General features: G+C 46.9%; 13 protein-coding genes and 4 pseudogenes. 7 read left to right on the top strand and 10 right to left on the bottom strand.

The window, feature by feature from the left end:
- Positions 1-13: 13 nt before the first annotated feature.
- The 3 genes from NC981_RS23625 to NC981_RS23615 all read right to left on the bottom strand — a co-directional run bounded on the left by NC981_RS23625 (position 14) and on the right by NC981_RS23615 (position 4,041).
- Positions 14-484: a hypothetical protein gene (locus NC981_RS23625; protein WP_348245277.1), complete on the bottom strand. Its 471-nt coding sequence runs from the start codon at positions 482-484 to the stop codon at positions 14-16.
- 203 nt (positions 485-687) lie between these two features.
- Positions 688-3,270, bottom strand: coding sequence for a CHAT domain-containing protein (locus NC981_RS23620; protein ID WP_348245275.1), 2,583 nt, complete (start codon positions 3,268-3,270; stop codon positions 688-690).
- Positions 3,271-3,288: 18 nt separating this feature from the next.
- Positions 3,289-4,041 (bottom strand): DUF928 domain-containing protein, encoded by a 753-nt coding sequence (locus NC981_RS23615; RefSeq protein WP_348245273.1) that lies wholly within the window; start codon positions 4,039-4,041, stop codon positions 3,289-3,291.
- A gap of 227 nt (positions 4,042-4,268) precedes the next feature.
- On the opposite strand from NC981_RS23615, the gene NC981_RS23610 reads away from it, so the two are divergent.
- Genes NC981_RS23610 through NC981_RS23600 form a run of 3 tightly spaced genes read left to right on the top strand, consistent with a single transcriptional unit; the run spans position 4,269 to position 7,540 of the window.
- Positions 4,269-4,952, top strand: a complete 684-nt coding sequence (locus NC981_RS23610) for a hypothetical protein (protein WP_348245271.1) — start codon at positions 4,269-4,271, stop codon at positions 4,950-4,952.
- A 53-nt stretch (positions 4,953-5,005) separates the two neighbouring features.
- A complete protein-coding gene (locus NC981_RS23605; RefSeq protein WP_348245269.1) occupies positions 5,006-5,656 on the top strand; it encodes a response regulator transcription factor in 651 nt (216 codons plus the stop codon).
- Positions 5,657-5,662: 6 nt separating this feature from the next.
- Positions 5,663-7,540, top strand: coding sequence for a CHASE2 domain-containing protein (locus NC981_RS23600; RefSeq protein ID WP_348245267.1), 1,878 nt, complete (start codon positions 5,663-5,665; stop codon positions 7,538-7,540).
- Between the two features lie 172 nt (positions 7,541-7,712).
- On the opposite strand, the gene NC981_RS23595 is transcribed toward NC981_RS23600, so the two are convergent.
- On the bottom strand, positions 7,713-7,931 hold the full coding sequence (locus tag NC981_RS23595) for a hypothetical protein (protein ID WP_348245265.1): 219 nt from the start codon (positions 7,929-7,931) through the stop codon (positions 7,713-7,715).
- A gap of 21 nt (positions 7,932-7,952) precedes the next feature.
- On the opposite strand from NC981_RS23595, the pseudogene NC981_RS23590 reads away from it, so the two are divergent.
- A pseudogene (locus tag NC981_RS23590) lies at positions 7,953-8,051 on the top strand (IS6 family transposase); the annotation flags it as partial.
- Positions 8,052-8,123: 72 nt separating this feature from the next.
- Here the strand turns inward: NC981_RS23590 and NC981_RS23585 are convergent.
- Positions 8,124-8,759 (bottom strand): annotated as a pseudogene (locus NC981_RS23585) (IS6 family transposase).
- Positions 8,760-8,813: 54 nt separating this feature from the next.
- Between NC981_RS23585 and NC981_RS23580 the strand changes: the two are divergent.
- Positions 8,814-9,543 (top strand): annotated as a pseudogene (locus NC981_RS23580) (IS6 family transposase).
- A gap of 43 nt (positions 9,544-9,586) precedes the next feature.
- Here NC981_RS23580 and NC981_RS23575 read toward each other — a convergent pair.
- The 4 genes from NC981_RS23575 to NC981_RS23560 all read right to left on the bottom strand — a co-directional run bounded on the left by NC981_RS23575 (position 9,587) and on the right by NC981_RS23560 (position 11,963).
- A complete protein-coding gene (locus tag NC981_RS23575; protein ID WP_348245263.1) occupies positions 9,587-10,237 on the bottom strand; it encodes a hypothetical protein in 651 nt (216 codons plus the stop codon).
- Between the two features lie 12 nt (positions 10,238-10,249).
- Entirely contained in the window at positions 10,250-10,921 is a 672-nt protein-coding gene (locus NC981_RS23570) for a glutathione S-transferase family protein (protein ID WP_348245261.1), read from the bottom strand.
- Between the two features lie 53 nt (positions 10,922-10,974).
- Entirely contained in the window at positions 10,975-11,331 is a 357-nt protein-coding gene (locus NC981_RS23565) for a nuclear transport factor 2 family protein (protein WP_348245259.1), read from the bottom strand.
- Between the two features lie 65 nt (positions 11,332-11,396).
- Positions 11,397-11,963, bottom strand: coding sequence for a DUF2808 domain-containing protein (locus NC981_RS23560; protein WP_348245257.1), 567 nt, complete (start codon positions 11,961-11,963; stop codon positions 11,397-11,399).
- Between the two features lie 127 nt (positions 11,964-12,090).
- On the opposite strand from NC981_RS23560, the gene NC981_RS23555 reads away from it, so the two are divergent.
- A complete protein-coding gene (locus tag NC981_RS23555; protein ID WP_348245255.1) occupies positions 12,091-12,549 on the top strand; it encodes a MarR family transcriptional regulator in 459 nt (152 codons plus the stop codon).
- 407 nt (positions 12,550-12,956) lie between these two features.
- Positions 12,957-13,886 (top strand): IS5 family transposase, encoded by a 930-nt coding sequence (locus NC981_RS23550; protein ID WP_348245307.1) that lies wholly within the window; start codon positions 12,957-12,959, stop codon positions 13,884-13,886.
- A gap of 124 nt (positions 13,887-14,010) precedes the next feature.
- Here the strand turns inward: NC981_RS23550 and NC981_RS23545 are convergent.
- Positions 14,011-14,142 (bottom strand): annotated as a pseudogene (locus NC981_RS23545) (DDE-type integrase/transposase/recombinase); the annotation flags it as partial.
- Positions 14,143-14,680: the final 538 nt, after the last annotated feature.

Genomic DNA, 14,680 nt, shown 5'->3' with positions numbered 1-14,680 from the left:
TGAGTCTTTCCTTTTAGGCAACGGCGGGTACTTCTTGATTCAGGAAAGCTTCACACTTACCAAGCTGCATAAACTCCAAATACTCCGATACAATCTCAGGGCTGAGAAACTCAAAGGCAAATTGATCCTCGACCCAGAATTCAATTACTTTGAATGGGCCTCGATCGCAGAGTCTAACGATCCATTCTTCTTGGACTCCGATCGCTTCAATTTCTTGCAGGCTGGTAGGAACCGAGAGTGCTGCGTGAACTGAGCCAAATCGGGGAGCGATCGGGGTTGTCTTAAATTCCACTTCTTCTAAGCCTGGAACAAGGCTTGTCCCAGCAGGTAGCAGTTCGATTGCAGTCCCATATTCATCACCTGCGACAACAATATAGCTACCCTCATGTACCGGAAACGGAAAGACTTGTCCACGCATCACTTTGGCGAGCACTTCAGCAACACGGCGGGGATTTTTAACATCGATGGAAATGTGGTGCAACATAGAATGAATTCCTCAATAGATAGGGTACTGATTTTTAGAAGCAATCGGTTGATATGTTGGATTGCTTAATTACTAGAGTAGAGAGATTGCTACCCAGAAGCACGTACTGTTTCTGTCAATGCGATCGCACAAATTAGAGCAATTCGCTGCACAATTTCGCCAACTCAATTGCAGAAAACAACGCGCAATCTATTCCAATTCTGTTAGTTCCAATTGCCGACTAGAACAAATGCTGCCCAATATGCTGGATGAGAATATTGACTATCAGATTCTAGTAGCGATCGCTGAGCCGCTCTTAAAGCCTCAGTCTTACTCAAATGGCTCCGTAACCCCTGATAAAACTGGCTCGATAGCTTAGCAGTCGCTGCGTCGTTAATAAACCAAAGCGAAGCTAATGCACTTTTTGCACCCGCTTGAATCGCGATTCCAGCTAAACCCAGTGCAGCCCGCTCATCTCCTGCGGCACTTTGGCAAGCGGTTAATGTTAGCAGTTCCAAGGGTTCATTCTGTCGAACCGTACTGCGAATTAAGACATCTAATTGATTGAGGGTGAGCTTCTGTCGATCGCCTGTGATCAAAAACGAATTTTCAGGATCGCTGCTAAATTCTCCGTGAGTCGCAATGTGCAAAATCGGATAACTTTCTTGAGTGAGTTCTTTCTGAAGTCGAGCGCGAGTAAAAGATTGATCTAAAAGCGGTTTACTTTCTGGAATCAGACGCTCTACATTTTGAATCTCCTGGGTCACGTAGGGGAGCGGTTGAAAAGTTCGTCCCGCGATCGTTGCTCCTTGAGTTAGCCCTAAAATCAAAGCGCGTAGAGGTCTCGTAGAAGGCGCTGATGCTTCGGTGAATGCCAGGCTTGGAGTTGTGACTACTGCATATTTTTGGATGAGAAACTGTTGACCATCGTGCAGTGCTGCCATCGGAACACTGCGTAAAATTCCATCTTGAACAAAGACTAATGTGGTTACTTTGGAGTTTGCGATCGACGATGCAAAGGGACGAATCACCCAATCATAAAGCTGCTGAGCGGGCTTGGAATCATAGTCATCATAAAAGCGCTCTAGTCCCCGTCGAAACTCATTCACCGTTGCTCTTAGAGTGCGATTGTCCGTATCAATCCAAGCAATCTGTTGTGCTTGGTTGGGTAGACTGAGAATAATTGCAGTCCGATCCTCTAGAATGATTGAACTAAAAACGGCTGTAGTTGACGCATCGATCGCTGATTTTTCGCTAATATTAGCAATCTTAATCACACAATCATTACCGAAATAGTTCTGTAATTCTGCTAACTTGAGCGAATCCATTGTTTTCAACACATCGCCTAACTCAGATGCCGTTGCTTTAGAACTAGATTTGTCTGCTTGTAATCCTAATGCAATCCGCTCACGGTAAATCGGTTCAACAGTATCTCGAAAATCTAGCTGGAGTTCTCGATCGCTGGTGAGAATATCGCCGCGAATACTTTCTAGAGTTTTAATCGTGCGATCGTACATTGCGATCGCTGCTTTTCGTTGATTTTGTGCTGTGAGCAATCGTGCTGCTTGCCATTCCCAGAGGTAAAGACTATCTTTCTCCTGTTCTGCTGCCCACCGTGCTTGCTGCGTCAGTCGAGTTGCAGTCGCGAAATCGCCTTGACACTCCGCTAAATGACCCCACTCTCCTAAAGCAAATGATTCTGCGCGTGGATTGCGAATTCGACTAGCAACTTGCTGCGCTTGGTTCAGTAACCGTTCTTCAGCGAGAATCGAAGCTTTGGATAAACAACGAGGTTTTACAAAAGACTCAGTGGGTTGGACTGGTTCAAGTAAATGAGCTAAGGTAATGCTGGCATAAACGCGATCGCGGCTTTCTGGAAGCTGTTGCAGTACCGTTATCGCCTGCTGATGTGTAGACTGTGCTGACTTTGGATCACCTATGCGATAGTAAATTGGGATCAGACCTTGTAAAACTTGCTGTCTGACAAGTGGCTGATTTTGAGAATTTAGAATTTCTAAGCTTCTTTTGAGATAGGTAATTGCTTGCTGATCTGATTCCTTTCCGATTTGCTGATAGCGTTTTGCTTCGATTTGATCGTCTCGTTGCGATGATGACTCAGCACGATGATAGTTAATTTGTGCTAAGTTACTATAACTATTTCCCAAGCTCAAAAGTGCGATCGCTTGATAGTCCTTGAGTCCCAAAGCTTGCGCTATCTTGAGTCCAGATTCAGCCGTTGCGATCGCAGCCTCATGGTTTCCTGTCAATCGATAAGCTTCTGCTAAACTCCCCAATGCAGCCGCTTCGACCGCTTGATTTTGACTGGCTCTTGCAAGTTGTAATGCGCTTCCTGGTTTACACAGTCCACTCGAATCTGATTGACAGACCAATGCGATCGCTTGTTTTGGTTGTCCGATTTGACTATAAAGCTGTGCTTTCTCGACTAGAATCCGTCCAACTTCACCCGATTGTTTGAGTCGTTGATAGAGTGCAATCGTTTGATCCCAGCTTTTGAGGGTTTGAGAGATATCGCCAAGTTGGTGATAGGCACGCGCAAGATTTTCTTGAACGATCGCCAACTCAGAGGTATTTTGTTCTCCTTGAAGCGCTTGGCTTGCAGTTTGCCACGCTTCGATCGCTTTTTGATAGCTGCCCGATCGATACTGACTCACGCCCTGTTGTACCCATTGCGAGGCATCTACTCTAGATTGGCTGTTTGCTGCCGTCCCAAACCAAAGACACAGAACTAACGTGCCTAAAAAAAGAACCCAAAGATGCCAACGAGGGTGGTTAAGGCGAATCGGCATGAGCAGCAGGAATCATTACTATTTAAGGGTGGCAAGTTGTTGTAAACGAGCTTTTTGCTCTTGAATAATCGCTCCTAGCTGCGGCGTTTCTTTTTCCGACTTCGCTAAATCATTGAGCAATGAATGCTGCAATTGTTTGACCGCAATAGACGGATTAGGCTGTGTAACTTCAGCGATCGCATCATACCAAAAGCTATTTTTGGCATACAGCTCGGCTCGTTCAATCTCACTCTTGGCGCTGTTAAGTTGCGATCGCAAGGTAGCCGGAAATGGCAAGATTTGCAGCGTTGCACCTGCGACCAAATCTTGTGACGGATGATTCGGATTACACGTTAGGATAACTTGCCAACTGTAGAGTTTTCCAGGTTGTAATTCAGGCTGGCTTGGGGGCAGTGAAAACTTCATCAGCCCAGATTGACTCTGCATTTGAACTTTTCTCAGCAGTTGACGCTTTCCACTACCCTCCTGATAGAGTCGAAACTCTAACGGGTAAGATTGCGTATCTGTTACAAACCAAATAAAGGCTGGACGGGTCGAGACGGTTTGACCCGCATAGCTTAGGGGTGCTAGAACCGTTAAGCCAGCTTCAGGGTTTCCAGAACACCCGCCGCGTGTCCCTGCCGTTGAAGTTCCTCCAGACGGTGCAGAAGGTTCGCTGGGAGGCTGGTAATCGGCATGGGCAGGTCGTGTTTCTAATAAGCCAATGAAGATTAACCCGATCGCGGTTTGAACCGATGCAGTAAGTAACCGTTTTTTAAGAGCCAGAAACATCGTTTTCTCAATAGCGCTGACAATTTGTTTTCACTTTACTAGATCGCTGCCCAACCTCCTAGACTGATAACAATAAATTTACAGGTTGAAAAGTGCAATTAGGTTTGCACTTTTCTGCGATCGAAATTTCTACTTTATGACACTGCGTTAGCGTAAAAGGCTCGTGCAAATCACGTTTTCAAGTCCTTAAAATGATTTTTGTAATTTACCCTTTTGGATCAAATTGTGTGAGCCTCATTCTTGGATTGATAGAAATGCTCTTATTAGGAGCATGGTTTGTTCTCCGGTGGCATCGACTTCAGCAAGCGTTGCAGTGGTGGTATCGGCAGCACGTATTGCGATTATTTGATGAAGCGGAAGCTGCGCGGAACGGTGTTCTTCAAGATGCTTTTACCCTGAGGCGTACTGTAGAACTATCGTTAATACAGCACCAAGCCCTAAAAAAAGCAGATGAAGAAAAATTGCTCATGACCTTGGGAGAACTGCACGATTCCCTCAAACGATTTAGTGATTTTCTATCGCCTCCTTACCTTGAAGATAGCTTTCCCATGTCGATCGAACATTTGCTGAGATCGCATCAACATCCCGATGTTGTGTTAGATTTCTCTCTTCCTAAAAAATGGCAACCGAATTCCTATGAGCAAAGCCGCGTGGTTTGGATCGCCATCGATGAATTGCTCCGCATTGCGATCGCGCCCTCGGTTGAATCCATTTCAGCGTGTTTGACTCAGCGTACTACAACTCATGAATTCATGATTCAGATTTTCTATTCAAACGACAATTGTCAAACCTTTCAGACTCAACTCACAGAACTGTCCCACCTGAGACGGGCTGCACAATTTTTAACAGCCGGAACCTGTACTTATCACTTCGATAATGCGACGCTGAAATGGTTACTACAATGGTCGTAGTATATTCAAAAGGTTAGAAACAAAAGGTTAAACACGATAAAAGGTTAAACATTATGGCAAGCTCGAAATTCGTGGTCATTGATGATCATGAAGCCGTATTAAGTGGAACGGTTGCGGTACTCCATCAACACTATCCAGACGTTGAGATTGCGATCGCCCAGACGGGGCAACAAGCTCTACAACAGATTGAAGGCACTAAGCCAGATTTAGTCGTGATGGATTTAGCACTACCCGATGTGCCGGGAGCACCTGCTCGACCGGATGTAGGCATTCAACTGCTCAAAACCTTATTAAAGAACTATCCGAGCCTCAATATTGTGGTGCAGAGCGCTCATGTACGATCGCTCGTTCGTCTCAAGCCTGAAATTAGCACCCACGAAGGCGGTTTTGCCGTGGTAGATAAAAGCTTACCAATGAAGGATATGCTGACGCGAGTCGATTGGGCACTGCAAGGATTACTCTACACGCCTAAGGAGATGCGAACCGGATTAGAGATTAAGCCAGAATGGTTAGAAGTGTTGCAGCTTGCATTTGGAGAAGGATTGCAAGACAAAGCGATCGCAGAACGAATGCGAGTGTCTGAACGCTCAGTCCGGCACTACTGGTCTAAAATCCAGGATGCGCTAGAAGTCTACCCCGATGCAGGTAAGAACATTCGGATTCAAACGGAAATGCGATCGCGTGAAGAAGGATTAATCGACTAAACGATCATGATTCGCAAACTAAAAGCAGAACTGTTACTGTGGCGAGTCGGTGCAATTCCTGGATTAGCTGTGATTGCTAGTACGATCGCGCTTCGTGCCTTCGGATTTCTTCAACCTTTAGAATTAATGGCATTCGATGCCGCACTACGATCGCGTCCCGCAGAACCGATAGATGAGCGAATTTTGATTGTTGGCATTACCGACGAGGACATTCATCGCATTGGCACTTATCCACTTCCCGATCGCGATCTTGCAACGATCATTCAGCGAGTTCAAGCAGATCAACCGAATGTCATTGGGCTTGACTTCTTACGGGATGTTCCCGTTTCACCGGGACGTGAAGCTTTTCTTAAAGCGCTTCAATCTCCGAATGTGATTGCAATTGAGAAAGCACTTCCTGTACAAGGCGGATTTAGTGTTGCAGCCCCTCCGAACATTCCCACAAAACAGATTGGCTTTTCTGATGTGCTACCCGATCAGGATGGGAGATTGCGACGTTGGTTACTGGGTGCAACGAACCCAAAACGACAGTACCGATTTTCTTTAGCACTTCAGTTAGCACGATCGTATCTATCAACTCAAGGAATTCAGTTAGAAAATGGGGTGCGCGATCGTGTCGCGATGCGATTCGGTCAAGCAGAACTGACAAGGTTTCAGCCGCATTCTGGGGGATATATCAATGCAGATGCAGGTGGAAATCAGGTTCTATTGTATCCACGGGCTGGGCGTAAACCGTTTCGAATCGTCTCCTGGCGCGACTTGCAATTGGGCACAGTAAATTCTGATTGGATTCGAGGACGAATTGTTTTGATTGGCTTGACTGGAATTAGCACCAAGGATGTTGTTAATTCAGATGCCGTACCTAGTGCAATCTATGGCTTGGTTAATGGTGTAGAAATGCAGGCGCACGCTGTCAGCCAAATCTTGAGCGCTACTTTAGACGATCGACCACTCCTGCAGGTTTGGTCAGACGGGTGGGAATATCTTTGGATTGTTGCGTGGGGAATTGTTGGCATCAGTTTCGGACGAGTGGCACGATCGCCTGGGCGCATTTTACTAGGTGTCGCGCTCTCATCAGTTGGATTAATTGCGATCTCGTATGGGCTGATCTGGATTGGCTGGTGGATTCCAGTCGTCCCAGCATTGATCGTTCTAGTATTCAATGGTGCAGGATTAGCAGCAGCATCAATTTATCGTTACGAACAATCATTACGGGAGCGATTGCGCGATCGTCAGGCTGTGATAGATCAGACATTCACCACGATTCACAATGGAGCTTTGCAAACGCTGGCAAAAATGTTGCGGGATGTGCAAATGCAAAATGCAACTCATCCTCTGCTACCGGATCTAAAGCATCTCAATCAAGAATTGCGTTCCGTCTATGAAGTCATCCAGCGAGAAACTCTAGAGCAGGAAACAAGCTTTCAACTCGATGCGAATTCTATCCTAGATCTACAAGCGCCGCTCCATACGCTCCTGTATGAAGTCTACTTGCAGACAATGGAGCGAGATTTACCTTACTTCAAAACGATTCGGACACGCATTGTAAAATTTGAACCCATGAACGATCTCGGTCTCAGCTTAGAGCAAAAGCGAAACTTGTGTCGATTTCTAGAAGAAGCATTGTGTAATGTAGGCAAGTATGCGATCAACACCACTCGAATTACAGTAATTTGCGCTGAAGAAAATAGCAAACAAGTCATTCGAGTGATTGATCATGGCAACACTGATTTCAGTGGGAAGGCTTCTGCTGCTGGATTGGGTACTCGTCAGGCAGAGATTCTAGCACAAAAACTTCGAGGCACATTCCAACGGTTGCCCAACAAACCGAAAGGAATGCACTGTGAATTGAACTGGCAAGCACAAAAACTTCGGAGACTGTAAATTAAATTAGACTTTATCGGAAATAGCAGGGATGAGGATTCGAGGCAATGCCTTCCAATCAGCTTTGATTAGGCGAACTTCGAGCGGTGGTCAAGACGGAAGTTGTGTAATCCACAAGCCGTCTCCGTCACTTGATCCACGTAGTTCTCCTTGCAGTTGCGAAACGTCTGCATCACAATCTGTGAGCGCTTGACCCCACCAATAGGTGTTCAATCACAACTCGTTGCTTTGAGATGAGTCGATTCAGCAGTTTCTGGGCTTCGTTGAGTTCTTGCTTCCTGGGTTTCTTCTTCGGTTGCAGCACAATCACGCCGCTCGGTGCAAATCCTTGAAAGCCTGTATCCTGCCAAAAGCGGTTGTGTCGCAGAAATGATAAGGTGTGGAAGCTCAATTTTCCCTGACCTTGCTCTAAATGACGACTGATTCTTTGTTCAAATGGCGGCACTTCTTGCCTGACATCATCTTGCTGAATGTGCGCTGGTATTGTCGTTATTCCTTGAGCTATCGAGACGGCATCGTCAACTTAACCACTTATGTTCAGAATTAAGCACGATAATGCTTGAACATTCGGCATTGCTCAATGTTACTCAGCAATTTTCAAGCAAGCGATCTCTCGCCACTCCTCAAAGCGTTGTTGTAGTTGTTCTCGGTAGCGTTTTGCACTCAGTTCATGTTGCTTCGGGTGGAAGTGTCCTCGGATCGGGTCAAATGCTGAAAGGAAACGTTGGGCTTGTCCAGGGGACTTGAATCGTCGCATTCGCCTTTCTCTGATTCGGGTAGGCGCGATTCTCGGCTCAGTTATTCAGCCCTTTATGCTGCCGATGCTCCACGCGCTTCATCACCTGCTTCTTTGCCGCTTCGTAGCTCTTGAGTTTGTCAGTGACCATTACCCGTGGCACGAACCCTTGTTTCTTCAAAAGCTTACGCAAAAAACGTGCTGCTGCTTTTGTATCTCGATGCCGTTGCAGCAACACCTCCAGTACGTTCCCCTCTGAGTCCACCGCTCGCCACAAGTAGTATTGCTGCCCTTTGATGTTGACGACCACCTCATCGAGATGCCATTTATCCGCAATGTAAAGTCTTTACGACGCAACTGATTCGCGTATTGCTGCCCAAACTTCTGACCCCATTCTCGAATCGATTCGTACGTCACCTCGATCCCTCGGTACAACATCATCTTCTCGATGTCCCGATAGCTCAACGGAAACGTGTAATACAGCCAAACGGTACTGTCAGGTTAACCGAAGTGTAGAATAATCGCAATGCTTCAACGTTGCCTGCTTGCTCATGTACTCCCGTCATCGCTTTCGGGAGCGAAATTATTAGCTATTGTGTCTGGCTCTATTACACTTTCCCTTTGAGCTACCGGGATATCGAGAAAATGATGTTGGTCGCTTTCAGCGTGGCGAAGCCAACGCGGCATTGAAGTGACCTATGAAACAATTCGGGAGTGGTGTCAGAAGTTCGGGCAGGAGTACGCGAATCAGGTGCAGCGCAAGCGTCCCCATATCACTGACAAATGGCATCTCGATGAAATGGTGGTGACGATTAAGAAGCAGCAATACTACCTGTGGCGAGCCGTAGACAGCGAAGGGAACATGCTGGATGTCTCGCTGTCGTTGCAGCAAGACACTGAGGCAGCGAAGCGATTTTTCCGTAAGCTTTTGAAGAAACAGGGCTTTGTGCCACGGGTGATTGTCACCGACAAACTCAAGAGCTATGAAGCGGCAAAGAAGCAGGTGATGAAGCGCGTGGAGCATCGACAGCACAAGGGATTGAACAACCGAGCTGAAAACTCTCACCAACCGACCCGAGTGCGAGAACGACGAATGCGACGCTTCAAGTCTCCAGGGCAAGCCCAACATTTCCTTTCTGCCGCTGACTCGATTCGCTCCCACTTTCACCCCAAGCAACACGAACTGAGTGCGAAACGATATCGAGAACAACTGCGCCAACGCTTTGAAGATTGGCGGGAGATCACGTGTGTGAAAGATGCTGCATAAACTTGAGCGAGACTGACGATTAAGGGAATTACACTGCTTAAATTCAAATGCTCCCGATTAAGTTGATAGTGCCGTCTAAAGCATTGAACAGACTGTTGATCGCTTCATCATACTGAGCTTGAGTTTTTGCAAACCCAGCATTGTACACCCCAATATTGATCCGACTAGCAACAAACGCATTGATCTGATCAATCTCGGTTCTCAATGCAGCCGGATAAAGGTCGATATTAGCTTCTGCGAAAGCATTAAACTCATTGTTCAGCATTCGCATGATGTCAGCTGATTCGTTGTTGACGATCGCCCCTAACTTTTTATCCCAGAGGACTGGAACCGTCACTCTACCCGTGGAGTCCGGCTGTGCTTTGGTGTACACCTGATGAAGAGCAGTACAACCATTGACGGTATCCGGTGTCGTATCGCTCCAACCGCCAAAGACCCAACCGTCAGGACTTCCCCAATCGGGACTGAGAACCGACATCGAAATCACATCGTCTAGCCGTTTCAGTTGCCGGACGAGAATCGTGCGATGAGCAAACGGACAAGCATACGAAACGTAAAGATGATAACGATTCGGCTCCACTTGGAAGTCAGAGGTTCCATCTGCTGAAACGTGCGATCGGAAAGAGCCGATCCCAATGGAATCGCCTTTAAGCTGCCCATTAGAATGCCAAATTCCATCAATTAACAGTTTCATTGCTCCTCGCTCCTAATCGATGAGAGTAGAGAGGTAAGAATGGCGTTGTTTGAGAAATGCGAGTAGGCGCTGGTGATACTCTTCGACAACTGCATTCTGAACAGAAGAGCGAGCCTGTAGAGCCTGTCGCCAGCGTTTGAGGTCTGGGAACGTGGAGAAGCAATCTAAGTTGATTGCATCCTCGAAGACATCGAAGTAGCGAAAGATTGGCGCGTAGACGGCATCGACTAGAGAAAAGGCCGCACCCGCAAAGTAAGGTTGACTGATTCCATTGCTTTCAATTCGAGCGAATCGATCAAGAAGCTCTTGGTGTTTCTGCTCAAATTTTTCTTGCTCAAGCGCGTTGTACAACCCTGCGATCGTATTCAAAATGCTTGATCCAAACTCAATCCAAGCTCGATGCTTCGCTCGTTCTAGTGGGTTGGCAGGATGCAATGAACCGGGCGTGATTTCATCCAGATACTCACAAATGGCAGCAGACTCAAACAAAACCTCATCGTCAACTCGGAGCAACGGAACTTTGCCGAGCGGCGAAATTTGCAGAAACCAATCTGGCTTATTTCCCAAATCAATGTAGGTACGATCGTGCGGAATCTGCTTTTCCAACAGCGTAATCACAGCCCGCTGAACGTAGGGACAAAGTGGATGGCTGACCAGTTCTAGGTGAGGAAGCGATGTCCCCATAAAGATACCTCCATAAGAGTAGGTTGAGGCGAACGGGCAATCAAGGCGAGTGTTCAAGAACCGTAATAAAAGCGTTCATGAATCACCTTGCCGTCTTTCCATCGCTGAACAGAAACCTGATCATGCGTGACTTTGCCCCAGTCCGCATGTGTGTAGTCCACGAACCATTCTGAAATAATTACATCATCACCAAATGCAACGGTCTTTAATTCCGCACTCCGAAATTCAGTCACTTTTGAGAAGAACTCTAACTCCCGCTGTCGATTTGCAGCTTTCCCGATCGTGGCAGGTGTTTCGTTCTCTTGCATCACGACATCCTCACCGTAGTACTTCTCAAATGCCTCCATTGCTTTGCCTTGCAACACGAGGGTCTTGATGTCTTCAAAAGCAGCCTTGAGATCGAAACTCATAATTTTGTTCTCCTTAGGTTAAGTAACAGGTTGAATGACGCGGAAATAAACTGCAAGCGAGCGAACTAGCGACCCTGACTGTAAATCTGCACACGACCATGCCCTAGAAATAGCCCATGCTCTTGATCTCCCGCAGGATAAGCAGTGATGCCAAATAAATAGACACCCTCTGAGCTTGGATTGCGATCACTTTTGAGCGAAACGGTCACAGTTTCACCGGGTTGAATCGGTTGAGCAAATGCGATCGTCGTTGCTGTATTTTGATTCCCCCCAATGCTCTCAAGTGGAATATTGGTGCCATTGCCAGCGATCGCTCGACTTCGATTGAGATTAAATTCGATAGTTCTGGGATTTCCATCTTGAGTGATGGCAACAGCTTGTAGCGGTGCACCTGCATCTTGAGGAACGGCAATTGTAAACTCATAAGCCGCTCCACCCACATAAGTAATGGGAATTGCATTTGTTTCTGCACGAACTAGGCGTGGAGCATGGTCGAAGAAGAATTGTCCCGCCGGGTGTTGTCCTGCAACAGCAAGCGATGTCGATAGAGAGACCAATCCTGCTGTCAGCGTAATTGCATGAGCGAGACGTGATTGCTGAAATGAAAGCAGTGCATTGAAAGGATGGAACATAATTCGATTCTCCTACTGTTTGAAACTAGACAATTGCGTTTGCAACTAAAATAAACATAGCATATTTAATTTCAAATGCAACTATCTGCTCTAGAATATTTGTAAATGCAACCATCTGTTTGACACAATGAAGCCTATGACAAAACTCAACGACCTTCACAATTCCACTTGGCGGTTGTTTCTCACCACTCATGTCAAATTGCTCGATCAAATTGAAGCCAAACTTAAGGCAGCAACGTTACCACCCTTGGAGTGGTATGACGTGTTGTGGACGCTCAAAGAAGCTCCTGAGCATCGATTGCGGCTGAGCGAAGTGGCAGATAGAGTGCTGTTGAGCCGAAGTAATCTGACGCGGTTGGTGGATCGGCTCGAAGCGGCAGGATTATTACGGCGAGAACGCTGTCCAAATGATCGACGGGGCGCATTTGCCGTGTTAACAGAATCAGGATTCGCAATGCAAGAACAAATCTGGGCGGTTTACTCGGATTGCATTGCTGAATATTTCGGTCAATATCTTAATGACGAGGAAGCTCAAGTCCTGCAGCAGGCTTTCAAACGGATAATTGCTGCACTTGATGCACAGTAGCAAGGCTTAGAAACTCAGAAGGTGAAACTAGCAGTCTGATTGAAATACAGAGACTTGTTAGAGTATGGCTGAATCTAGACAACCTATGAGTGCTGGTGCTGCCCAATCAACGCTAACCAATCTAGTACGAAAGCAAGCACAAGCCTAGAGATTTGTCGTGAAGCGGATTGTAAAACCGATGATGGGAATTTCTGATCCTTCAACGCAGCAAGAAGAACTTTGAGCAGCATAGAGGCAATGGCTATGATTTGCAAAGAGCAGGTGAAAGCGATCAATCAAGGGAATAGTGTATCTCAAGCAAGATTCATCAATAAATTCTTTAGAGTGATGGGGCGTTGTTGCATGAATAGGGGTTGCGGAGCGGCGACGTGATAGGTTTGAAGTACCACCAACAAGCCTTCACAGCAATGAGCTACCGCATCCGCAACTGGTCTGAGTATAACGCCCGATTGAAACGCATAGGAAGCCTGACGTTTTGGATGGATGAAGCCGTTTTAGCGCAGTGGGTTGTGCCAAGTTTGAGCGGACAACGTGGAGCTTCAGTGTTCTACAGCGATATCGCAATTGCGACGATGGCAACAGTAAAAGCAGTGTATGGACTGGCAGGACGGCAGTGCCAAGGATTTCTGACTTCAATAGTTGGGCTGATGGAATTCGAGTTTCCGGTTCCCGACCACAGCACCTTATCGCGGCGCATCGGCAAACTGTCTATTGCTCTGCCCGTCTTACCCGCAAGCGGAGCGCGTCATATCGTGGTCGATTCCACCGGAGTCAAAGTTTATGGCGAAGGTGAGTGGAAAACTCGGCAACACGGGATCAGCAAGCGTCGCACTTGGCGCAAACTGCACTTAAGAGTAGATGAGGCGACGGGCGAAATCCTCGCAGCCACGATGACCTCGAATGGGGTGCATGATGGCGAAGTTCTAGACGAGTTGCTGAACCAGATTGAAGATGACATCGAGCAAGTCAGCACTGATGGTGCGTATGACCATCGCCACTGCTACGAAGAAATCGTTGAACGCGGAGCCAAGCCTGTGATTCCACCGCGCAAAGATGCCGTGATTTGGCAGCACGGCAATTGTAAAGCTCCACCCCATCCACGAGATGAGAATTTGCGTTACATCCGCAAACATGGACGCAAGAAGTGGAAGCGCGATTCCGGTTATCATCGTCGCTCCATTGCCGAAACGACGATGTTTCGCTTCAAGACCCTCTTTGGCGGCAATCTTCGGTCGCGTCGATTTGACAATCAAGCTGCTGAGTTACTGATTAAATGTGCGGCGCTTAATCGCATGATTCAGATTGCCAAACCGGATAGCTATCACGTTGAAGCTTAATCTCGGCTTTTCTCAATCTCAGAACAGTCTCTTTTTCGATTCATGCAACAAAGCCGAGTGATGGCTTAAAGCAATACGAACGAGACCCGTTCGTTTGCCACTTTGAGGCTTTGTGACACAACCAGAAAAAGCGTGCAGCAGCTTTTCCATCCCGATTCGCACTCAGCATAAAGTCGAGTGTGTTCTCCTCCGAATCCACCACTCGATACAAGTATTTCCACGCTCCTTTCACCTCGATGTACGTCTCTTCAACTCTCACTCAAGAACAATCAAATGCGCTTATCAAGCTCTGGGGCAAATTTCGGCACCTGACGGTTAGCGTAGCGAAGCCATTGTGAAATCATCCACCTGAACTTCCATCTTGCATCAGGGTTGCTTCCGAAGAGACACCTGCCTAAGGCTAGAGATCTCTATCTGACAAGACCTGCTGATAACGAAATCTGTTTGATCTTTGCAATGACTTGAGTAGGCCTGGTGAGTTTTGTAGTGCTAAGTTCAATAGGCTATGCGCTTGCCTAACTGGTGAACCACAAACTTGGTCATGAGTTCAACGCATGAAAAATTTAACTTTTGAGCACCGGGATGTATTCTAAGGCAGCGCGAGCCCAATGTCCTAAATTCGCTGCTGCTTCGTAAGTGGTTTGCAGAAATGTTTAATAAGTTTACGTGAACCTTAGCGCACAAGCCGAACTCATCATTTGATTTTGCGTCACTATAAGTTATAGTCACATTCCCAAACGTGAGGGCAGAGACATGGCACTAGGAATCAGGTGCAGCACAGGGTTAACGGTTAT

Origin of the sequence: Leptolyngbya sp. DQ-M1 (assembly GCF_039962505.1) — a bacterium.
Taxonomy (GTDB): Bacteria; Cyanobacteriota; Cyanobacteriia; order Leptolyngbyales; family Leptolyngbyaceae; genus Leptolyngbya.
The sequence above is the reverse complement of the archived record's forward strand: the minus strand, read 5'-3'. Positions and strand labels throughout refer to the sequence as shown.